Genomic DNA, 23803 nt, shown 5'->3' with positions numbered 1-23803 from the left:
TACTTAAACTGTCTCATTCAATTCTATTATTAAAAGTAATTATAAAACTTACCATTTTTTAAGTCAACTTTTATTTTTTCCAAACACTATTTTTTAGATTCCAAATCTTCTTCTGAAAAGACTTCTTCAATTGCAGCACCTGGTGCTACCATAGGCCATACCTTGTCATCACAATGGATCATGCAGTCTATTACAACTGGCTCATTTAAAGCCATTGCTTCCTTTAAAACTGCCTCTGTCTCTTCCATTGTTGTAATGCGGTATGCTTTTGCCCCCATTGCCTCTGCCAGCTTAACAAAATCAACTTTATCCTCTAATACCGTATGAGAATACCGTTTACCATAAAACAGGGTCTGCCACTGGCGAACCATTCCCAGTACGCCATTGTTACATACCACCTGGATAATTGGAATCTGATACCTTACAGCGGTAGCAATTTCATTCATATTCATACGGAAGCAGCCATCACCAGCAATATTAAACACCATTTTATCTGGGTTTGCAACTTTAGCCCCAATGCTGGCACCTAATCCGTATCCCATAGTTCCCAGACCGCCTGAAGTTAAAAAAGTTCTTGGCTTTTTATATTTATAAAATTGGGATGCCCACATCTGATGCTGTCCAACCTCTGTAGTAATAATAGCGTCACCACCAGTAAGTTCATATATCTTCTCAATGACAAATTGACCTGTTAATCTATCTTTTGGATACTTAACTGGCATAGCATCTTTTTTTGCCATCACATGTTCTATCCATTCCTTGTGATACTGCTTTTCTATTTTACGGTTTAAAATATCCAGTACTGCCTTCACATCTCCAACTACACAGTGGTCCACAACAATATTTTTATTTATCTCTGCCCGATCAATATCAATTTGAAGTATTTTCGCCTTTTTGGCAAATTTGGAAGCATTTCCTGTAACACGATCAGAAAATCTAGCACCAACTACAATTAATAAATCGCATTCTGTTACACTGAGATTTGCTGTCTTTGTTCCATGCATCCCCAGCATTCCTGTGTAATACTCACTATCACCTGAAAATGCTCCCTTTCCCATTAAGGTATCGGTAACTGGTGCATCCACCTTTTCTACAAATTCTCTCAACTCCTGCTCTGCATTAGAGATTACTGCACCTCCGCCCACAAAAATCATTGGTTTCTTTGCTTTTCCAATCATTTTTACTGCTGTTTCAATATCATGCTCTGTAATAGTATTTGTGACACGGCTGATTAACTTTGGAGCTGTCCTTTCATAATCTGTCTTTGCTGCGGTAACATCCTTTGTGATATCTACCAGAACAGGCCCTGGACGTCCCTCTTGTGCAATTTCAAAAGCACGTCTGATGGTATCAGCCAGTTTTTCAATATCTTTTACAATAAAGCTGTGTTTTGTAATTGGCATAGTGATGCCAGCAATATCTACTTCTTGAAAACTATCCTTCCCAAGAAGCGGGGTTGGTACATTTCCTGTGATTGCCACCATTGGAACAGAGTCCATATATGCTGTTGCAATTCCTGTTACCAAATTCGTTGCACCTGGTCCGCTAGTAGCCAGACATACACCAACCCTGCCCGTTGAACGTGCATATCCATCAGCAGCATGAGAAGCCCCCTGCTCATGAGAAGTTAATATGTGCCTGATTTCAGGATGTTGATATAATTCATCATATATATTTAAAACAGAACCGCCTGGATACCCAAAAATAGTATCCACGCCCTGTTCCTTTAAGCATTCAATCAGAATTTGTGAACCTGATAATAACATACTCCACCTCTTTCCGTCTCTTTAAGAAAATATTTTATAATCCGTTATTTCAATACTGCACCTTTGTTCCCTGATGTAACCATTCTGGCATATCTGGCAAGATATCCTGTTGTAACTTTAGGTTCTCTTGGCTGCCATTTTTCACGTCTTTTCTCTAGCTCTTCCTCTGAAACAAGCATCTCCAGCTTATTATTTGGAATATCTATCCGAATCTTATCGCCTTCTTCTACTAAGGCAATTGGACCTCCTACTGCTGCTTCTGGAGATACGTGACCAATGGATGCTCCTCTGGATGCTCCTGAAAAACGACCATCTGTAATCAATGCCACACTTGCTCCTAATCCCATACCAGCAATCGCAGAGGTTGGATTTAACATTTCTCTCATGCCTGGTCCGCCTTTTGGGCCTTCATAACGTATTACCACAACATCTCCAGCAACAATTTTTCCGCCCTTGATTGCTGCAATGGCATCTTCTTCACAATCGAAAACTCTAGCTGGTCCTTCATGCTGCATCATTTCTGGTACTACTGCCGAACGCTTTACAACCGCTGTGTCAGGTGCTAAATTTCCTTTTAAAACAGCAATTCCACCAGTCTCACTATATGGATTTTCAATTGGGCGTATTACCTCAGGATTTAAATTAATACGGCCTTCAATATTTTCTCCCACTGTTTTTCCTGTTACAGTAATACAGTCTGTATATAATAAATTCTTCTTTTGAAGCTCATTCATCACCGCATAAACACCACCAGCTTCATTTAAATCTTCCATATACGTATGGCCTGCTGGTGCAAGGTGGCAAAGATTTGGCGTCTTTGCACTAATTTCATTGGCAATCTCCATATCCAGATTTACCCCAGCTTCATTGGCAATGGCTGGAAGATGAAGCATGCTATTTGTAGAACACCCAAGTGCCATATCCACTGTCAAAGCATTCATAAATGCTTTTTCAGTCATAATATCCTTTGGTTTGATATTCTTTTCAAGAAGTTCCATAATTTTCATACCAGCATGCTTTGCAAGTCTGATACGCTCCGAATATACGGCTGGAATGGTCCCGTTACCACTTAATCCCATTCCTAAAACTTCTGTCAGACAGTTCATACTGTTAGCTGTATACATACCAGAACAAGAACCGCAGGTTGGACAAACTTTGTTCTCGAATTCTTCAACGTCCTCTGCTGTCATCTTACCTGCTGCATAAGCACCAACTGCCTCAAACATACTGGAAAGACTTCTCTTTTCACCTTTTACTTTACCAGCAAGCATTGGTCCTCCGCTTACAAAAATAGTAGGTATATTTATTCTTGCGGCAGCCATTAGTAAGCCAGGTACATTTTTATCACAATTTGGTACCATTACTAGTGCATCAAATGCATGTGCCATAGCCATACACTCAGTAGAATCTGCAATTAAATCCCTGGTCACCAGTGAATACTTCATTCCGATATGTCCCATTGCAATCCCATCACATACTGCAATTGCTGGAAATACAAGTGGTGTTCCTCCTGCCATTGCTACCCCAAGTTTTACTGCTTCCACTATTTTATCAAGATTCATATGTCCTGGAACTACTTCATTATGAGAACTAACAATTCCAATTAAAGGTCTCTTCTTTTCTTCATTGGTTAAGCCTAACGCATTTAGCAAAGATCTGTGTGGTGCCTGCTGCATTCCTTCTGTTACTGAATCACTTCTCATAGCTATCATCCTTTCTTTATCATATCTACTATTAGAGTACCCATTTCCTTTGTTCCTACTTTTGTTTTACCTTCTGACAAAATATCTCCCGTCCGGTATCCTGCTTTTAAAACTTCTTTTACCGCTGCCTCTATCAAATCTGCTTCTTTATCCAAATCAAAGGAATAACGAAGCATCATTGCTGCTGACAAAATAGTTGCAATTGGATTTGCAACATCCATACCAGCAATATCTGGTGCTGAACCATGACTTGGCTCATATAATCCAAATTTAGTGTCATTCAGACTAGCAGAAGCCAGCATTCCAATAGAACCTGTTACCATACTTGCTTCATCTGACAAAATATCACCAAACATATTCTCTGTCAAAATAACATCAAATTGTTTTGGGTCTTTTACAAGCTGCATTGCACAATTATCCACCAGCATATGCTCATAAGAAACTTCTGGATATTCCTTTGCCACTTCGTCTACAACTTTTCTCCACAGCCTGGAAGAATCAAGAACATTGGCTTTATCTACACTTGTAACTTTTTTACCACGTTTCATTGCAATGTCAAAACCTCTTTTTGCAATTCTTCTGATTTCGTTTTCATTATAAGTAAGGGAATCATAAGCGGTCATTACACCATCTTCTTCTACTGTTTTTCTCTCTCCAAAATATAATCCACCTGTCAGCTCACGCATAATCATCATATCAAATCCATCACCAATTATTTCATCTTTCAATGGACAGGCTCCCTTTAATTCATTATAAAGCACTGCTGGTCTTAAATTTGCAAAAAGATTTAATGATTTTCTTAACTTTAGCAATCCCGCCTCTGGTCTTTTCTCAGGTGGAAGCTTATACCATGGGGAGGTAGCAGTATTTCCACCAATAGAACCCATTAATACTGCATCATTATTTCTTGCTGTTGTAATTGCTTCATCTGTTAAAGGTACCCCATGGACATCAATGGAGGCACCTCCTAATAGAACCTCAGTAAAATCAAAACTATGCCCGAATTTTTCGCCAATTTCAATTAAAACTTTTTTTGCTTCTTTTACAATTTCAGGTCCTATACCATCCCCTGGAATTACTGCAATCTTATAATTCATGCTCATCTTCCTTTCTTTTTAGAACAAAGTGTGTGGGCTATCACATAAAAAAAGCCCTAAGCATTACTGCTTAGGGCGAACATACGTCCGTGTTACCACCTAAATTCAGGGAAAACCCTGCACTCAATCAATACGATAATGAAACTGTCTGAAACATCATTGTTTCCAATCCACTCAAACACACTCCACTTATATTGTCTTCCCTCTAACGTTGGAATTACGTTGAAGCCTACGAAATACAGCCTTGCCATATTCTTTCGGTTCAATGCTCAAAGGCTACTTCCAATACACCCATCACGAAGATTTACACCAGCCATCTTCTCTCTTTGCTTTTGGTGAGTATGTACTCCTCCTTATCATAGCTTTCACTCTATATACTTATCTAGTTGATCTTAAATAAGTATATACACAAATAAATTTGATGTCAAGAATCAAATTTTTTTATTCTGTAATTTTACACTTTTTTAATTGACCAACCCAAGTTTTAACGGACAATTTGTACATTTTCTTTCCCAATATGACTTCTGCACCATTTATAACAATTACAAATAAATCCTTTCGATAGTTCATGATGCTTTTCCAAAATCTGTTTCTGACTAATTCTTCCCTGCTGGCAATCCTCATATACTGCCTTCATAAGCAGTAATAATTCATGCTTTGTTTCAGTTTTTAAATAGGAATATCTGTCCTTTCCAAATAATTTAAATATTTCTTCCTCTGCGTTTTCATAATCTGCTGCTTTTTCCAACAAGCCAAATAGTGAAGGATATAGCATATCATCGATTCCTGACTGGATGACCAGCATCTGCATCAGATTATCCATATTATCTATTATCAGCCCATAGCTGGATAAACCATTTTCTCGTAAAGTAGAATCGCAAATGCTGTAAAAGTTACGCTGCATATATTGTGGAATGTCATTTACTAGATTATTCATAAACTTCCATATGGTTTCTCCATCTTTTTCATATTTGCAAGCCAACACCCACATTGTCATCAAACAAATTTTATATTTTTCCAGCAATCTCATCTCACCATTATATCTAGCCATCCCACGGAGTTTTAATGATAAAATCTTATAATCCTCATGGGATAATCCTAAATCTGCAATTATCCTTACGTCCATAATATCTTTTTGTAAAATTTCCCCCAACTGTTTTTCCATATCAATCAATGGATTGGTAGCATTTAACATGTTCATAAGAACCCTCCTTCGTTTTGTTAGGCACAATATGCTCGTCTTTTGCCTACAAATACATTTATATGATGCCATAAAATGAATTATTACATGTAAGTTATAACATGCTCTTCTATAATATTCTGATATATTTTCAAGTTGGAATTACTTAAATATTTACTTTTAGTGATTTTCGTGTTAGAATAACGCTTAGTGAGTAACACAGATGGTCGCGCCTATTAGTACCGAAAGGTCTTAGGTGAGGAAAGTCCGAGCTTCACAGGGCAGAGTGCCGGATAACGTCCGGTAGAGGCGACTCTAAGGCTAGTGCAACAGAAATAAACCGCAGAAGTATATTCTGTAAGGGTGGAAAGGTGAGGTAAGAGCTCACCGCCCTGCTGGTAACAGCAGGGGCACATGTAAACCCCACTTGAAGCAAGACCGAATTTAAAGCGATACGGCTGCCCGTCGTGCTTTAGGGTAGGTCGCTTGAGTCTGATGGTAACATCAGAACTAGATAGATGACCATTTAATACAGAACTCGGCTTACAGTGTTGCTCATTTTTTTATATTAAACTCTAAATACACTTCCACCAATGAATTCTCTCAAAATTGAGTTTTTAGGCACTTCTTCACTGGTAACTCCTATGAAATAATCTAAAAATTTTAACAAGCGTTTTGCTTCGGCATATTCTTCACAATTTCTTTCAATTCCAAATAAAGCAGGTTCTGCATATTGTTTTAATACAGCTAGTTCATAAATCAATGCTGAATTAAACATGACATCTGCATCCTCCTGAAACGGGAAAATATATTGTTCTTCACCATTTCTGACTGAACTCCACATGGCAATTGTATCTTTTGCCAGCGTACCTCTTGTTCTTGCATCTCGAACCATCCTGCGGATTAGCCGCCCATCTGTAGTTGGAATTCTGTTATGTTCGTCAATATTCAGCTGAGTCAAAGCACTAATATAAATCTTAAATTTGCTTTCCCTCGGTAATGAATATGATAATGCATCATTTAACCCATGAATACCCTCAATCACCAAAATATCATTTTTACCAAGCCTCTTATAATTTCCCTTATATTCTCTTTTTCCAGTTTTAAAGTTGAAACTTGGTAATTCCACTGTTTCTCCGTTTAGCAATTTTGTCATATCATCATTAAACTGCTTAATATCAATCGCCTCTAAACATTCGTAATTATAATTTCCTTCCTCATCTAATGGTGTATTCTCACGATCCACAAAGTAATCATCTACTGCAATTGGATGTGGCATTAACCCATGTGTTCTAAGTTGGATTGTTAATCTGTGGGAGAATGTCGTCTTTCCCGACGAAGATGGACCAGCAATCATTACAAATTTTTTATCTTTTGATTCAGCTATTTTAGCTGCAATTTCAGCAATTTTTTTCTCCTGTAGTGATTCTTGTACTAACATCAAATCATTTATTCCACCTCCTGCAATAACATCATTTAATGCACCTACTGTATCTACTTCCAGTGCTTTACCCCATGCATTTGACTCTTTCAGTGTCTGGTAAAATTTCGGCTGATCACAAAAACCAGGTAATAGATCTGGTTCCTTCATCTTGGGCCTCAGCATGATAAAACCTTCATCATATGGGAACAACTTGAAATTTTTCAATACACCAGTACTATATGGCATATACCCATAAAAGTAATCTTCAAAGCCTTCCAAGCTATAAATATTAGTTCTTGATCCTCTGCGATATTTAAACAACTTTTGCTTATCATACATTTTATAATGTTCAAACAAGCTGATTGCATCATCTGTTCCTATGGATTTTTTTTCAAACTTAATATCTCGCTTTACCATGTCTTCCATCCGCAATTGAATTTGCTTCAATAGTTCTTCTGTAATCTTTACATCACTATCTATATCACAATATATGCCTGTATCCAAAGAATATTCAACGCTGACCTTACGAACCTTGTCACTTCCAATTTCTCCATAAACAGCCTTCAGCATAAGCAATGTAAGTCCTCTTGAGTATACTTTATAACCAACAGTTTCTTTTATAGTAACAAATTGGACTTTTGAATCCTTATGTAAGCACTTCTCCAATTCGTGTAACTTTTCATCTACAAACGCCAGCATAATAGAACTGTCATATTGTTCCTTAACATCCTCGCTAATTTCCCACAAAGAGATTCCTTGTGGATATTCTCGCATTTCATCCTTTATCGTAACCTTAATGGTTTCTGTCACAATTATCTTCTCCTTTACTATCTTCTTCATAATATAAAAGTCCCAATCGAAGTAATCTGCATGTCTCCTTGATTTCTTCCTGCCTAATTATATTCTTGCTGTTTTTCATTAATTTATCCAAAATATCTTCATATTTATCAATCTGATTTTTTAAAAACTCCCACAAAACAGCATCTTTTTTTTCCAGTAAATACTTCCCAAACTCATATTCAACTAAGTTAAATCTATTCTGTTCACCTGGTTTTGCACTTAGAACCGTGTAGTATTTCTCGTCTTCTATCAACATAATCTCTTTTTCTATCATAAAATGATTTTTGTGCAAAAACCGGCGTACTGCTGGAACCTCAGTCTGTGGCTGTAACACAAGACTAGTTACCTGATCTAAAACCTGAATGCTCTCTTCTAAAATTTTCGTTATTAAAGCACCACCCATTCCAGCAATTACAATGGTATCCACCTCACCTGCCTTCAATTCCTTTGCCCCATCTGATAACCTGACCTCAATTTGATCGGACAATCCATATTCATCAATATTGGTTTTTGCCTTTTCCAGAGGTCCCTTTCTTACATCCATAGCAATCATATGCTTTACAATACTGTTTTGTGCTAAATAAATTGCCACATATGCATGGTCACACCCAATATCTGCAACACAACTGTCTGCCATAACTTCTCCTGCCACTGCTCCTAGTCTCTTTGAAAGCTGCATTTCTATCTCCTAACTAATCCAAATAATCTTTTAATTTTCTGCTTCTGCTTGGATGCCTTAGCTTCCGTAATGCCTTAGCCTCTATTTGCCTGATACGCTCTCTTGTAACATTAAATTCTTTACCTACCTCTTCCAAGGTTCTGGCTCTTCCATCATCCAAACCAAATCTCAGTCTTAGCACCTTCTGCTCTCGTTCTGTTAAAGTACCTAGTACGTCTACCAGCTGTTCCTTCAACAAAGTAAATGCTGCTGCTTCAGCTGGAACAGGCACATTATCATCCTGAATAAAATCCCCTAAGTGACTGTCTTCTTCCTCTCCAATTGGTGTTTCCAGTGAAACTGGTTCCTGTGAAATCTTCTGGATTTCACGTACTCTCTCAACTGGCAGTCCCATCTGTTTTGATATCTCTTCTGGAAATGGTTCCCGTCCTAATTCCTGCAAAAGCTGCCTCTGAACACGAATTAATTTATTAATGGTTTCTACCATATGCACAGGGATACGAATCGTTCTTGCCTGATCCGCGATCGCTCTTGTTATAGCTTGTCTAATCCACCATGTGGCATAAGTACTAAACTTATAACCCTTTGTATAATCAAACTTCTCAACAGCCTTAATAAGCCCTAAATTCCCCTCTTGAATCAAATCCAGAAACAACATTCCTCTCCCCACGTATCTTTTAGCAATGCTGACAACCAGACGGAGATTAGCTTCTGCAAGACGTTTCTTGGCACTCTCATCCCCATGCTCCATTCTTTGTGCCAGTTCAATTTCCTCATTAGCATTTAACAGCGGTACCTTTCCAATTTCCTTTAAATACATTCTTACAGGATCTTCTGTACTAATACCTTCCGGAACAGAAAGATCAATATTTTCCAAATCTTCCTCTTCTACATCATCTAAATCAAGTTCTGGAATCAGATCCTCATCATCACCTGTAATTCTCAGAATATCAACGCCATTATTTTCAAGATAGGAGTATATTTTTTCAATCTGATTCGGATCTAATGCCATGTCAGAAAAAAAATCATTTATTTCTTGAAATTCTAATATGTTTTTCTTCTTCTTTGCTAATTCCAATAACTCTTTTAATTTCTCGGAAAATTTTATTACATTCTCGTCCATCCTATTTCATCCTCTTTTCTCCCTCGATGTAGGTCTTTTTATCTATACTAACCATCCTATAAAAAAATATGCAATTTTTGTAAATCAGACTGCTCTTTAATAATTCTTTGCAGTTCATTCATATCCGTTGCCGTCCTGCTCTCCCAATCCAAACTATGCTTTTTAACCCTGCGTACCGTATCATTAAATGCTTTTTCTTTCTCAATCTGATTCATATCTCCCTTAACACCTGTATGAAACAAGGAAGCAATTTCTTTCTGTTCTTCCTTACTTTCAAATTGATCCAGTATAGCAGCAGGATTTATTCTCTCACCCTGCTCAAACTGTTGAAACAGCAGCTTGGCAACCTTTTGAAATAAGGATTCCTTAAAATCCCTATCGGATATAATATCCCGAATCTTTGTATAAGTTTCAGGTTCTTCTATTAACCAGGTTAATAATATCTTTTGAGATTCTTTAATGCCGTCTGTTCCTTTCAGAGACTTCTTCTCCCGTTCTGTTCTCGTCTTAGCTTCATATGTGTCAAAAGAAGATAAGGATGCCCCGTACCTGTTTACCAGCTTCTTTAAATCTTCCTGACTTATCATATATTTTCTGGCAACTGCTTCTACATAATTATTTCTCTCCAGCTCGTCCGAAAAGCGACAAAGCTTTTTTGCTGTTTCCTGATAAAAATTAGTTTTCTGCTCAGGATCTGAAAAATCAAAATCTCTTTCCAAAACAGCAACTTCAAATAGAAAACTATTAGAAGCCTTCTCAATCCTCTTTTCAAATTCACTTTCTCCCAGTGCCTTAATAAATTCATCTGGATCCTTATATGGATTCATATGAATTACTTTAGCAGACAATCCTGCTTCTTTCAGTATAGGAATAGCCCTAAGAGCTGCATTTACACCCGCCTTATCGCTGTCATACGTAATAAATACTTCATCTGCATATCTTTTCAGCAGATTGGCCTGCTGAAATGTAAAGGCAGTACCTAATGATGCCACTGCATTTTGAAACCCTGCCTGCTGTAAGGCAATTACATCCATATAGCCCTCACATAATAAAATGCTGCGCTTTCGGGAAAGTCTTGCAAAGTTCAAGCCAAATAGATTCCTGCTTTTATCAAATACGGTTGTTTCAGGTGAATTCAAATACTTAGGCGCTCCTTCTCCCATCACCCTTCCGCCAAATCCAATCACTTTATTATTCACATCTAAAATAGGGAACATAACACGGTTCCAGAATTTATCATAAACGCCTCTTGCCTCATCATAGGTGAATAATCCAGTCTGACGTAATAAACTATCCTCATAATTCTTTGACTTAAAATACTGGTATAAATCATTACTATACTTTGTAGAATAGCCCAATCCAAACTTTTTAATCGTTTCTTCTTTCAATTCACGCTTCCTTAAATACTCCAATGCCGTTTTCCCTTGTTCGCTGGTCAACTGGTAATAATAATAGTTGGCCGCCATCTTGTTTACTTCAAACAACCTGGTTCTTAAATCAGAGGCTCGCTTGGCTTCTTCTGAATATTCTGCTTCTGGAAGAACGATTCCCACCCTTTCAGCCAAATACTTCACAGCTTCAGGGAACGTATAGTTCTCATACTCCATAATAAACGTGTATACATTCCCTCCGGCTCCACACCCAAAGCAATAATACATCTGCTTATTCTGACTTACTGAAAAAGATGGTGTCTTTTCATTATGAAAAGGACATAACCCTACATAATTGCTTCCACGCCTGTTCAATTTTATGAAAGTAGATATCACGTCCACTATGTCATTTTTCTCTCTTACTTCTTCTACTATTTCATCTGGATAAAACATAGCTTCCTCCAATTAACTTGTCTTTCTCTTTATTAAATATATTCGACACAACTATAGTTTTTCCTTTTTTCTTATCAACATTTCCTTCTAAATTCTAATACTTTTTCCAATAAATCCATTAATAAATGTTCCAAAAATTCGGAACCATCAATTCACTATATTTTGAGATAGCGTATCGATCCGTCATTCCTGCAATATAATCACATACCACCCGTTCCCTGTCAGCGATCTCATTCTCAATCATTTTAATATATTCTTCTGGCAGCAGCTCCACATGTTCACAATAGTATTCAAAAAGCTGTTCCAGCAAATGCTCTGCCTTTGCCTCCTGTCCCTTTGCCTTGGGATTTGTATAAACATGGGTAAACATAAATTTTCTTAAGTCTCCCATTGCAAGTTCAATTTCTGGTGACATTCTAATATCGTTTATATTTTCAGAGTTCATTACAATGTTATGTATTAATACGTCCAGTCTCTTTCTTGTCGTATTTCCCAGTACACTAATAATCTCCTCTGGCAGTTCAATTTCTGTGAGAATTTTTGCCCTTATTGCATCATCAATATCACTATTAATATATGCTATTTTATCCGAAAGTCTTACTATTTTTCCTTCTAACGTTGCTGGTTTTCCTTTTGTCTGATGATTGAGAATCCCATCTTTAACTTCCTTTGTCAGATTCAAGCCAGCTCCTTCTTTCTCTAAAAATTCAACTACTCGGATACTTTGAAGATGATGCTCAAACCCCTCCCTACAGACGCGGTTTAACGCTCTTTCACCTGCATGGCCAAAAGGAGTGTGTCCTAAATCGTGTCCCAGTGCAATGGCTTCTGTCAAGTCTTCATTTAAACGCAGTGCCCTTGCTATTGTTCTTGCTGTCTGGGAAACCTCCAAAGTGTGCGTAAGTCTTGTTCGATAATGGTCTCCCTGAGGAGCAAGGAAAACCTGCGTCTTATGCTTCAGCCTCCGAAATGCCTTACTATGCAGAATGCGATCTCTGTCCCTCTGGTAAATAGGACGGATATCACATGGCTCTTCATATACCTCCCGTCCCTTTGACTGGTCGCTAAATGCTGCAAACGGACTAAGACTTAAATGTTCCCTCTCTTCCTGTCGTTGCCGCAGCGTTATCTTAACCTCTTCTTCCATGATATTACCTCCTCTCACAATAACAAAAAATTTTCCTCCAATATATAAAAAGCATGAATCCTGTTAAAGTTATAACACTGTCATGCTTTCTAATCCGCTATTATCTCTATTTTAACATTTTGTAATTATTTGTGCAATCTGATAAAACATTGTAGTTACTGTCCATGCTACAAATAGTTGAAAACAGACTGCAAATAAAGACCATTTAAATGAATGTAATTCTCTTTTGATTGCAGCCAGGGTAGCAACACATGGCGTATATAACAGACAAAATATCATCAGTGCATATGCATTGATGGCCGAAAACCCTTCTACTGCCAATGCATTCACCAGGATATCCTGTCCAGCCCTGGAATTAATATTGGAAACATGAAACAATACACTGAAGCTGGATACAACTACTTCCTTTGCAGCAAGCCCTGAAATCAAAGAAAGAACTACTTGCCAAAACCCAAGTCCCGCTGGTTTTAAAACAGGCACCATTATCTTTCCAATAGATGCACCAAAGCTGTCTCCCATATTTGTTGTAAGCCCTGTTTCATTAAAGTTCATAATAAACCAAACCACAACAGACGCAACAAATATAGTAGTTCCTGCTTTTGTCAGATAATCTTTCACTTTATCCCACACATAAATAAAAATTGTTCTGATATTTGGTGTTTTGTACTCAGGCAATTCAATTAGTAATGTATGGATTTCTTTCTTTTTCGTAAATAACCTCATAGCCATTGCTACAAAAATTGCCACAAATAGTCCCAACACATACATGGAATAGGCTGCCAGCATTGCATGCTTTCCAAAGAACAGCTGAGAAAACAAAACATAAATAGGAAGCCTTGCACTGCAAGACATAAAAGGAGTAATTAAAATAGTTCTGAACCTATCCTTTTTATCCTCTAGTGCTCTTGATGCCATAATTGCCGGCACTGTACACCCAAATCCTAGCAACATTGGTATAAACGCTCTCCCCGACAGACCGAGTTTTCCCATTAATCCATCCATAACGTAAGCAACCCGAGCCATGTAGCCACTGTCCTCTAAAATTGCCAGTGCTAAAAACAGAATAAAAATATTAGGCAAAAAGGTAAGGATTCCTCCAACTCCTGCCACAACTCCATCGATTACCAGTGAAATGACAAGATCACTGGCAGACAGCTTTACCAATAACTTCAAAAGGTTATCCGAAAAAGCATTTATACCATATTCAAACCCAATTTTCAAAAAATCGCCTACTGTGAAAGTCAAGAAGAATACAACTGCCATAATTCCTAAAAACACAGGAACACCCAAAAAACGATTGGTTAGAATCTTATCTGCCCGATCTGTCGATTCCTGCATTTTTGCCTTATTTACTACAACTTCTTCGATTACCTCTTCAATAAAATCATATTTTTGATTAATAATATCATTTTCATAACTTCTGTCAATTATTCCATTATAATTCCCAGGGTACTTCTTTATTATTTCCTCATCCTGCTCTAATAATTTCAAAGCAACCCACCTTGGATTCTCTACGTGTTCAAAATTTCCTCTTACTATTTGAATTAGTTCATCAATCTTGTCTTCTATTACATCATCATAAACCATTACATATTCATGGTGGTGCTGGTGTTGGTGCATTCCCTTTGTCACACCTTCTGCTTTATCATGATGATGCTCAAGAACACACTGTTGGATTTTTGATTTGTGATGAGCAACTGTATGCATTAAAATATCAAGTCCCGTCCTTCTTCTTGCCGAAACAGGAATTACTGGAATACCCAACATTTCTGGCAGACGGTGCAAATCAATCTCCATACCACGTTCTTCCACAATATCCATCATATTCAACGCCAGTATGACTGGTTTCCCAAGTTCAATCAACTGCAAAGTTAAATAAAGATTTCTTTCTAATGAAGAAGCATCTGCAATATCAACTATTACATCCACTTCCCCTTCCATAATATACTGTCTTGAGAGCTTCTCCTCCATTGTATAAGAGGTTAGGCTGTATATTCCAGGAAGATCCACTAATTTAAAGCTGTGTTCATGGTATTTAAAAGCACCTTCCTTCTTTTCTACAGTTACCCCTGGCCAATTAGCAACTTTTAATTTGGCACCGGTATACGCATTAAATAACGTGGTTTTCCCACAATTTGGGTTCCCAATAAATCCTACGTTTAGCTGTTCACTCATGATGCCGCCTCCTCAACAAAAATAGCTTCTGCAATTTTTTTCCCAACAGCCAGCCTTGTCCCCCGGACTTTAAAAATTAAAGAACCGCCTTTTTTATTTAATAAATACAATTTCGTTCCTTTTGTCAATCCCAAAGCACCTAATCTCCGCTCAATTAACTTTTCTAATGCCATATCCTCTACCTTATAACAAAATCCTATTTTTCCTTCTATCAGCTTCATCTAGTTTCCTCACATCAGTTTACTTTTGTAATTTGATAATAATTCTCATTAACGTTATTATAAATTTCAGCATCCTATTTGTCAAGAAAAACCCCTTTTGAGAAAACGCATCCGCAATAATCTTGTCGATATAAATCATATTCCCTTGATAACTCAATGGAACGCTTATATCCATTTTTCTTTTTAAAGTCAGAAGGCAGATAATTTACTCCATATTCCTTTTCCAGTTTTAACCCTATTTCGTTTAACTTCTGAGCATTTTTATGTGGACTGATTGATAAAGTTGTAGTGAAATAATCGAATTTTTCATTTGCTGCAATTTCAGCAGCTTCTCTAAGACGCAATTCATAACATTGAAAGCACCGTTCTCCGCCCTCTGGCTCTTTTTCCAACCCATGTGCCATCTCTAAAAACACCTGGGGATTATACTTTCCTTCTAAAAAAGAAACAGCATAACCAGCTGGCAGCTGTGAAATGAATCTCTTCTGTTCCTCTATCCTTTTCTCATATTCTTTCTGAGGAGAAATATTGGGATTGTAATAAAATATTGTAATGTAAAAATAATGGGACAGATACTCCAGGCAATAACTGCTGCAAGGAGCACAGCAGCTATGCAGCAATAGTGTAGGAACCTCCTGGTTTTGTTTCAAATTTTTCAGTATTTCATCTAATTCCTTTTGATAATTCATTTTTATGATAACCTTTCAATAATCGTTTATAAAGTTAATTTTTAACATTTTACTTGTATTTTAGCATTATCATTATATAATAGGTATAGGATATTGAAAAGCCATATTTTTATATCTAAAACTAGAAAGTGAGGTATTATAAATGAGTAAATGGAACATGATAGATCCAGAAACATTAGAAAGCAACACATTTCACCTGATAGGGAAAGAGTGGATGCTGGTAACTGCTGGTACGGAAAACAAAGTAAATACTATGACTGCATCTTGGGGTGGTCTTGGAATTATGTGGGCCAAAAATGTTGCTTTTGTTGTCATTCGCCCACAACGATACACGAAAGAGTTTATCGATACAAACGATACCTTTTCATTAACTTTTTTTAACGAAGGTTTCAAAAAAGAACTAGGATATTTAGGCAGTATTTCAGGCCGGGATGAAGATAAAATTGCAAAAGCAAATTTAACAGTTACTCATATGAATGGTACTCCTTGTTTTGAAGAAGGCAAACTGGTTCTTATCTGCAAAAAATTATTTGCTCAGGTTTTAAGTGCAGACAGCTTTATTGATAAAAGCTTAATAGACAACTATTATCCAAATGAAGATTTTCATACATTATATATTGTAGAAGTTCAAAATGCCTATAAAAAAGAATCCTAAAAATATATTTATAGGAACAAAGTGTGGGTGTGGCTGTCCGTTAGCCACAATATCCTTACCCACAAGTGCACATCATACTGCACCCTGTTTTTTAGGGTGCTTTTTTCTTTATCCATGCAATAAACCTAAAACTTCTTTCAATGCATGTGCTGGTATTTGTCCTGGAGCAGAGGCTTTTCCTACTGTTCCAAAAGTAATTGCAGATCCAAACACTTCTCCCGCAATCCTGCTTACTGAGCCTGTTTTCCCCATTGACATAGTCACTACTGGCTGCTCCAGCCTCCTCATTTCATTGGTTGCCTCTAGAAGTGTCAGTACATCCTTCTCATCCTGAGGCATTACTGCTATCTTTAAAATATCAGCCCCCAACTGCTGCATTTTCATAAGTCTTAGAATGATTTCCTCTTTTTCAGGTGTCTTATGAAAATCATGATTAGACATAACAACAAGAGTGCCTCTTTTCTGTATTTCCTTAACCAGTCCAGGAATCTGGTCTTCCTTATAAAATAATTCTACATCAATTAAATCTGCTAACTTTTCTTCTGCAACCGTTAAATTTAACTGGGCATATTGATCAAATGGCAAATCAGCCTCGCCACCTTCGTTTTTAGAACGAAACGTAAACAGCAGCGGAATATCCCCTAAAATTTTCCGCATCTCACACAACATTTCTTTTACTCTGTCTGATTCCTTATGGGCTTCAAAAAAATCCACTCGCCACTCTACCAGATTAACTGGAGCCTGCAACATATTTCTCGTTTCTTTCAAAATATCTTCCCTCACAGCTCCTGTAACAGAAGCGCAGATTTTAGGAATTCCTTCACCAATTGCCACATTCTTTACCATTACCACCCTGCTCACCTAATCACCTGTACCTTTATTATAATTTTACTGACTGTCCAATTCTGAAATCAGCCTCTATTATACCATAAACCATATAAATGTAAACTAATATTCATCCGTCAATATACATTAATATATCCACATTAAAAACATTGTCTTCATGAGAAATCTCCATTGTACCATCGTATTTATGGATAATAGACTGAACACTAGACAGCCCTATTCCATGATTTTGTTTATCGCTATTACTTGTAACAATCTTTGAATTTTTATACAGTACTTTTCCATAAAAAGGATTAGATACATGAATATACATCTTATTTCTGCTGTATCGGAACGAAAAAGATATTTTCCTTTCTTCTGTAACCTTACTGCATGCCGCAATAGCATTATCCAGAAGATTGCCAAGAATGGCTACTAAATCCAATGGCTCAACAGCGATAGAAGATGGTATATTCAGGTCATAGGTAAGATCAATTCCCTTGGTATAAGCCTCATCTAATTTAAAATTCAAAATACTGTCTATTTCGATATTCCCAGATTCAACCAACCTCTTCTCTCCATAGCAAGTATCCACTATTTTGGAAATGTACTCTGACGCTTTTCCTGCATCTCCATCCTTTAAAAACATATCCAGCACAATCAGATGATTTTTCAAATCATGCCGCATTGCCCGAAAGCTTTCACTGGACTGATTCATCATTTCAAATTGCTTCGCATAATATTCGTTTTGCTTACGCAGCAGCATTTTATCCAGCCGTTCTTCATAATATGCAGCTAAAGAATCATATAAATAGAATGTCGCAATATTCAATCCCATTAAAGCAATTACACAACTCATCGTTTTAGCTGGATTCATGTTATTAAACCTAAGTATGGTAAAAATAATATAAAAGGAACCTAGCGGAATAGAGAAAATAAAAATCCATCTGCTAATTGGAATTTCTACTCCCCGCTTTATATTTGTATAATTTCCAATCACCAGAACAATTGCATAAACTAACAGCTGCGTCTCTATTTGGCCTACAATTGATGAATATTCAGACCGAGAAAAAGCATCCCCTTGTTTCAAATATCCTGTCAAAGAAGAAATGAATATTTCTGAAAAACATAGCATTGCATACATATAGGTAATTGCAAGAAGTCTGCTCTTTATTGAAGCTTCATAATTTAATGTAATGATATAAAAACAAATCAAATTGCAAACTATCATAACGGCAGGAATCTTGAATATAAACAGTACAGAATTCCATATTATGTAATATAAAACATACGACAAAACTTCCACTGTACAATTGGTTCTAACTTTCATAAAAAATACTTTCATAAACTTGTATATAGAATACGTTCCTAAAATGTTTAAAAGACCACAAGTAATGTCGTAACTAGTAAGGGCCATTATCTACACCATCCTTCTCTAACTGTAACTGAATAGCTCTTATCCGTTTTCTGTTCATCTGGCTGATTGGCAGCACTTTCTTGTTTGATAATGTCACCTGCCGGTATTCAAACTTTATTATATAATTATAATTCACTAAATAAGACTTATGTATCTCCAAAAAATTATACTGCCTTACCATCTTATAAACACTATCTATTGTTCCATAAAAGCTATAGACTTCATCAGTTGTAATAATATTAATCTTTCGGTTTTCACTTTCAAAGTACAAAATATTTTTTACAGGTACTTTGTATGTAGCATGTTTAAACTGGTACTCAAACAATTGATTTCCCTTATTTATAAGCCTTTGCGCTGTCATAATTACGTCATATATTCTTTGATACTGTATTGGCTTAATAAGAAAATCTAATGGCCTGATTTTAAATAAATCCATTGCATAGGTTTCTTTTGAAGATATGTAGACAATCTGTGTAATATCGTTCTGCATCTCTTCTCTAATTCTGGTTCCAACTTCTATCCCACTCATTAATTTCAATTCAATATCCAAAAAAATAATATCAAACTGCTCTTTATTCGAAATCCCGTTACACAACTCCTCACCGGAATAAAAAACTTCAATCTCAAGCTTACTGGAACACTCCTTCTCTATTTTTTGTAATATTTTTTCAATTTCGCCACAAATAGACTCATTATCGTCACATACTGCAATTTTAAGCAAGTTAACCACCTGTCCCACTAAATAATTCGTTTAAGAATATTATACCACATAACGACCTGTTTTGGTAAAAAATCATATATTTTTTTGCTGTTTTATTAAAAAAGTGTCTGAAATTTATCATCCAGACACCTTTTTCCTTTCATTATTTAATTGCTGCAAATGCATTTTCCAGATCAAATAGAATGTCATCTATATGCTCTGTTCCAATAGATAAGCGAATCGTATTTTCTTTGATTCCAGATGCCTCCAGCTCTTCTTCATTCATTTGCGAATGTGTAGTAGATGCTGGGTGAATTACAAGTGATTTTACATCAGCCACATTTGCCAGCAGTGAAAAAATTTCTAGGTGATCAATAAAAGCTTTGGCTTCTTTCTCTCCGCCCTTGATCTCAAATGTAAAAATGGAACCAGCACCTTTTGTATATATTTTATTATATAATTCATGGTATGGATTCGTTTTAACTGCTGGATGATTTACTTTTTCAACTAGAGGATGCTTTTCTAAATAGTTTACTACTTTAAGGGCATTTTCCACATGTCTTTCTACTCTGAGAGATAAGGTTTCTAATCCCTGTAAAAACAAGAAAGAATGAATGGGAGATAAGGTTGCCCCTGTATCTCTTAATAAAATAGCACGTACAGCCGTAATAAATGCTGCTGCACCAGCTGCCTCAGTAAACACAACTCCATGATAGCTTGGATTTGGTTTTGACAGATTAGGAAATTTTCCTGATGCTGCCCAGTCAAACTTTCCTCCGTCCACAATTACACCTCCTAAAGCGGTTCCATGTCCTCCAATAAATTTAGTAGCAGAATGTACTACAATATCTGCACCGTGTTCAATTGGTTTTATTAAATAAGGAGTGGCAAATGTATTATCAACAATTAGTGGTATATGATTTCTATGAGCAATCTCAGCAACTTTACTAATGTCAATAAGACTGGCGTTAGGGTTCCCAATTGACTCAATCAGTACAGCCTTTGTATTCTCCTGAATAGCACGTTCAAAACTGCCCTCCTCATCTGGATCTACAAATGTAGTCTGGATTCCGTACTGGGGTAATGTATGTGCCAGAAGATTATACGTTCCACCGTATAAGGTTTTTGCTGCAACAATATGTTCTCCCTGGACAGCAAGCGTCTGAACAGTATATGCAATCGCAGCCGATCCAGAACTAACTGCTAATCCAGCAATACCACCTTCTAACGCAGCAATCCTTTTTTCAAAAACATCATTGGTAGGATTGGTAAGCCTGCTATAAATATTCCCTGCATCCCGAAGCCCAAAACGTGCTGCGGCATGCTCTGAATCACGAAAAACAAATGAGGAGGATAAGTAAATCGGTACTGCCCTTGCATCTGTTACAGCATCTGGTTCTTCCTGTCCAACATGTAGTTGTAGCGTCTCAAATTTTAAATTTCTTTCTTCTCTCTTTGTGCTCATAATTTTTTCCTCACTTTCTTATCAAGACCTTGTCAAGACAATTCATATAATTCATATTTGTTTGATATGAATTATATGATATAAGTTTTCTCTTGTCAAGCAGTTTATTTTTGAAAGAACAAAGTGTGTGTTCCACACACTTTGCCGCGCCTTGTGGATGTGGCTGTCCTTTAGCCACAATATTCCTTGCACACAAGTGCACATCATCCTGCACCCTGTTTTTTTAGGGTGCTTTTTTATGTAATAGGATATGCGGAGCAATTTCCTATTACATAAAAAAAACACGTTTTATAGTTAAACGTGTTTTTAGGATATGCTATTTTATATTTTCTTATTTCAGTGCCTGCTCTAAATCTGCAATAATGTCGTCTGCATTTTCAATACCAACGGAAAAACGAATTAAATCAGGCTGTACTCCTGCTTCAATGAGCTTTTCCTCTGTCATTTGCCTGTGAGTGTGGCTGGCTGGATGTAAAACGCAGGTACGGGCATCTGCGACATGAGTTACAATTGCTGCGAGCTTAAGCTTATCCATAAATGCTACACTCTCATCTCTTCCGCCCTTCAACCCAAAGCAAAGAACTCCGCAGGTCCCTTTTGGACAATATTTCTGATGAAGAGGATAATACTTATCTGTTGGAAGTCCAGCGTATTTCACCCATGCAATTTTCTCATGGGTACTCAGGTATTCTGCAACCTTCTGTGCATTTTCACAATGACGTGGTACACGAAGATGCAATGTTTCCAACCCAATATTCAGCAGAAATGAGTTCTGTGGAGCCGGCGTTGCTCCTAAATCTCTCATAAGCTGAACATTCACCTTTGTAATATAAGCCTTCTTGCCAAACTTTTCAGCATAGATAATTCCATGATACGACGGATCTGGCTGAGTCAATCCATGATACTTCTCACCATATGCCATCCAGTCAAAATTACCACTGTCCACGATACAGCCTCCTAAAATAATTCCATGCCCATCCATATACTTGGATGTAGAATGTATGACAATATCTGCTCCCCATTTAATAGGCTGACAGTTGATTGGAGTTGCAAAAGTATTGTCTACAATTAATGGAACATTATGACTGTGTGCAAGTTTTGCAAATTTCTCTATATCCAGGACGACTAGTGCTGGATTAGCAATGGTTTCTGCATATAACACTTTTGTATTTGGCTGAAACGCTTTTTCTAATTCTTCTGGCTCTGCATCTGGATCCACAAAGGTAGTTTCGATTCCTAATTTTTTTAATGTAACAGAAAATAAATTGTAAGTTCCACCATACAACATAGACGAACATACAATGTGATCTCCAGCCTCACATATATTAAACACTGCATAAAAAATAGCCGCCTGACCTGATGATGTCAGCATCGCTGCTGCGCCGCCTTCCAATTGGCATATTTTCTCAGCTACTAAGTCATTAGTCGGATTCTGTAGTCTGGAATAAAAATATCCGTCCTCTTCCAAATCAAATAATCTCGCCATCTGATCACTTGTTTCATACTTAAATGTAGTACTCTGATAAATCGGCAGCACCCTTGGTTCCCCCTTTTTAGGGTTCCATGCTCCTTGAACACACTTTGTTTCTATCTGATAATCTGACATGTTTCATCCTCCTCACATCTACATATATAATTATATTTATAATACCAAAATCATACTGTAATTGCAAGATACGCCAGACAGTAAAATAGAAAATCTAGTAACTCCTTCCATTGCAATATTCTTGACTATATAGTAAGATTTTAATGAAATATAAACGATAGTTGGTGAAAGATGAAAACAGATTATAGTTATATAGTGGAAGATTTATTGAATTGGTATAGTGAAAATAAAAGAATACTCCCATGGCGGGAAAAACCCGATCCTTATTATATATGGGTTTCTGAAATTATGCTTCAGCAAACCCGTGTAGAAGCCGTAAAAGGCTATTTTTCCAGGTTTATTTCTGCATTTCCTACCATAAAGGCACTTTCCGAAGCTCCAGAAGAACAGCTTTTAAAACTTTGGGAAGGACTTGGTTACTACAACCGTGTACGAAATATGCAAAAAGCCGCCCAGACAATTGTGGCAGACTACAATGGCAGCTTACCTGCTGATTATACTGCTCTCCTGAAATTATCTGGTATTGGAAGCTATACAGCAGGTGCGATTGCATCAATTGCTTTTAAAATGCCAGTTCCTGCTGTAGATGGCAATGTTCTGCGGGTAACAAAGCGCTTATCTGGAAGCTATGATGATATTACACAGCCAAAAGTAAAAAAGGAATTGGAAACAGACTTATTGGCTGTTATGCCTGGTAACCGTTCTGGCGACTTTAACCAGGCACTTATGGACTTAGGTGCCACAATCTGTATTCCCAATGGAAAACCCTTATGCGATGCATGTCCATTGGCAAAATTCTGTATTGCTTTTCAACAAAATATTACTTCTGATCTTCCTGTCAGACCTTCTAAAAAATCAAGAAGACTGGAAAACAGAACTATTCTTGTTTTGGAATACCAGGATAAATTTGCCATTATGAAGCGTCCTTCCAAAGGTCTGCTTGCAGGCCTTTGGGAATTTCCTAACCTGGATGGTCATCTTTCCATTGAGAAAACAGAAGGACTGCTCAAGGAATATAGGATTTTCTCTTATAGTATGGAACTATTAGGAAGTGCAAAGCACATTTTTAGTCATGTAGAATGGCATATGCTAGGATATAGAATAAAGCTTTTCTCTCTCGAACATGAAATCTGGGATGGGATGATCTGGGCTTCCAAAAAAGACCTTCAATATACTTTTACACTGCCTACTGCTTTTTCAGCCTATACCAAGCAAATTATTGCAGAAAAAGAGCAGCACACTAAATGTTAATGTGCTGCTCTTTTTATC

At 37.0% G+C, this 23803-nt stretch carries 19 protein-coding genes, 1 other RNA gene and 1 other annotated feature; of the genes, 3 read left to right on the top strand and 17 right to left on the bottom strand.

The window, feature by feature from the left end:
- Positions 1-86: 86 nt before the first annotated feature.
- From ilvB to BM305_RS09720, 4 genes are all read right to left on the bottom strand, one after another.
- The gene (gene ilvB / locus BM305_RS09735) at positions 87-1766 is read right to left on the bottom strand and encodes a biosynthetic-type acetolactate synthase large subunit (protein WP_092560508.1); all 1680 of its coding nucleotides are present in this window, start codon (positions 1764-1766) and stop codon (positions 87-89) included.
- A gap of 44 nt (positions 1767-1810) precedes the next feature.
- Positions 1811-3469 (bottom strand): dihydroxy-acid dehydratase, encoded by a 1659-nt coding sequence (gene ilvD, locus BM305_RS09730; RefSeq protein WP_092560507.1) that lies wholly within the window; start codon positions 3467-3469, stop codon positions 1811-1813.
- 5 nt (positions 3470-3474) lie between these two features.
- Positions 3475-4566 carry a 3-isopropylmalate dehydrogenase gene (gene leuB, locus BM305_RS09725; RefSeq protein ID WP_092560506.1) on the bottom strand — a complete coding sequence of 364 codons (1092 nt, stop codon included), beginning with the start codon at positions 4564-4566 and terminating at the stop codon, positions 3475-3477.
- A gap of 68 nt (positions 4567-4634) precedes the next feature.
- Positions 4635-4935: a binding site (T-box leader), on the bottom strand.
- A 115-nt stretch (positions 4936-5050) separates the two neighbouring features.
- A complete protein-coding gene (locus tag BM305_RS09720) occupies positions 5051-5767 on the bottom strand; it encodes a hypothetical protein (protein WP_092560505.1) in 717 nt (238 codons plus the stop codon).
- A 190-nt stretch (positions 5768-5957) separates the two neighbouring features.
- On the opposite strand from BM305_RS09720, the gene rnpB reads away from it, so the two are divergent.
- An RNA gene (rnpB, locus tag BM305_RS09715) (RNase P RNA component class A) lies at positions 5958-6308 on the top strand.
- Between the two features lie 6 nt (positions 6309-6314).
- Here rnpB and BM305_RS09710 read toward each other — a convergent pair.
- From BM305_RS09710 to BM305_RS09675, 8 genes are all read right to left on the bottom strand, one after another.
- Positions 6315-8009, bottom strand: coding sequence for a nucleoside kinase (locus tag BM305_RS09710; protein WP_092560504.1), 1695 nt, complete (start codon positions 8007-8009; stop codon positions 6315-6317).
- On the bottom strand, positions 7963-8688 hold the full coding sequence (locus BM305_RS09705; protein ID WP_092560503.1) for a tRNA (adenine(22)-N(1))-methyltransferase: 726 nt from the start codon (positions 8686-8688) through the stop codon (positions 7963-7965). Before BM305_RS09705 ends, BM305_RS09710 begins: the two co-directional genes overlap by 47 nt.
- A 13-nt stretch (positions 8689-8701) precedes the next feature.
- On the bottom strand, positions 8702-9811 hold the full coding sequence (gene rpoD, locus BM305_RS09700; RefSeq protein ID WP_092560502.1) for an RNA polymerase sigma factor RpoD: 1110 nt from the start codon (positions 9809-9811) through the stop codon (positions 8702-8704).
- 56 nt (positions 9812-9867) lie between these two features.
- Entirely contained in the window at positions 9868-11634 is a 1767-nt protein-coding gene (gene dnaG, locus BM305_RS09695) for a DNA primase (protein WP_092560501.1), read from the bottom strand.
- 118 nt (positions 11635-11752) lie between these two features.
- Complete coding sequence (locus BM305_RS09690; RefSeq protein WP_092560525.1) at positions 11753-12763, bottom strand: deoxyguanosinetriphosphate triphosphohydrolase; 1011 nt, start codon at positions 12761-12763, stop codon at positions 11753-11755.
- 129 nt (positions 12764-12892) lie between these two features.
- The gene (gene feoB / locus BM305_RS09685; protein ID WP_092560500.1) at positions 12893-14956 is read right to left on the bottom strand and encodes a ferrous iron transport protein B; all 2064 of its coding nucleotides are present in this window, start codon (positions 14954-14956) and stop codon (positions 12893-12895) included.
- Complete coding sequence (locus BM305_RS09680; RefSeq protein ID WP_092560499.1) at positions 14953-15177, bottom strand: FeoA family protein; 225 nt, start codon at positions 15175-15177, stop codon at positions 14953-14955. Before BM305_RS09680 ends, feoB begins: the two co-directional genes overlap by 4 nt.
- A gap of 74 nt (positions 15178-15251) precedes the next feature.
- Positions 15252-15866: an epoxyqueuosine reductase QueH gene (locus tag BM305_RS09675; protein WP_092560498.1), complete on the bottom strand. Its 615-nt coding sequence runs from the start codon at positions 15864-15866 to the stop codon at positions 15252-15254.
- A 142-nt stretch (positions 15867-16008) separates the two neighbouring features.
- Between BM305_RS09675 and BM305_RS09670 the strand changes: the two genes are divergently transcribed.
- Positions 16009-16521, top strand: coding sequence for a flavin reductase (locus BM305_RS09670; RefSeq protein WP_092560497.1), 513 nt, complete (start codon positions 16009-16011; stop codon positions 16519-16521).
- 108 nt (positions 16522-16629) lie between these two features.
- Here BM305_RS09670 and aroD read toward each other — a convergent pair whose 3' ends face one another.
- The 5 genes from aroD to BM305_RS09645 form a co-directional block, all read right to left on the bottom strand.
- Positions 16630-17382, bottom strand: a complete 753-nt coding sequence (gene aroD / locus BM305_RS09665) for a type I 3-dehydroquinate dehydratase (RefSeq protein WP_092560496.1) — start codon at positions 17380-17382, stop codon at positions 16630-16632.
- Between the two features lie 94 nt (positions 17383-17476).
- Entirely contained in the window at positions 17477-18577 is a 1101-nt protein-coding gene (locus BM305_RS09660) for a sensor histidine kinase (protein WP_207649472.1), read from the bottom strand.
- Positions 18578-18749: 172 nt separating this feature from the next.
- The gene (locus BM305_RS09655) at positions 18750-19484 is read right to left on the bottom strand and encodes a LytR/AlgR family response regulator transcription factor (protein ID WP_177214664.1); all 735 of its coding nucleotides are present in this window, start codon (positions 19482-19484) and stop codon (positions 18750-18752) included.
- Between the two features lie 142 nt (positions 19485-19626).
- A complete protein-coding gene (locus BM305_RS09650) occupies positions 19627-20928 on the bottom strand; it encodes an O-acetylhomoserine aminocarboxypropyltransferase/cysteine synthase family protein (protein ID WP_092560493.1) in 1302 nt (433 codons plus the stop codon).
- A 331-nt stretch (positions 20929-21259) separates the two neighbouring features.
- Positions 21260-22534, bottom strand: coding sequence for an O-acetylhomoserine aminocarboxypropyltransferase/cysteine synthase family protein (locus BM305_RS09645; protein ID WP_092560492.1), 1275 nt, complete (start codon positions 22532-22534; stop codon positions 21260-21262).
- 171 nt (positions 22535-22705) lie between these two features.
- Here BM305_RS09645 and mutY point away from each other — a divergent pair, with 171 nt between their 5' ends.
- Positions 22706-23785, top strand: a complete 1080-nt coding sequence (gene mutY / locus BM305_RS09640; protein ID WP_092560491.1) for an A/G-specific adenine glycosylase — start codon at positions 22706-22708, stop codon at positions 23783-23785.
- Positions 23786-23803 lie beyond the last annotated feature (18 nt).

Source organism: Anaeromicropila populeti, from assembly GCF_900112775.1.
Lineage (GTDB): Bacteria > Bacillota > Clostridia > Lachnospirales > Lachnospiraceae > Anaeromicropila_A > Anaeromicropila_A populeti.
This window is presented reverse-complemented; position numbering and strand designations above follow the sequence as displayed.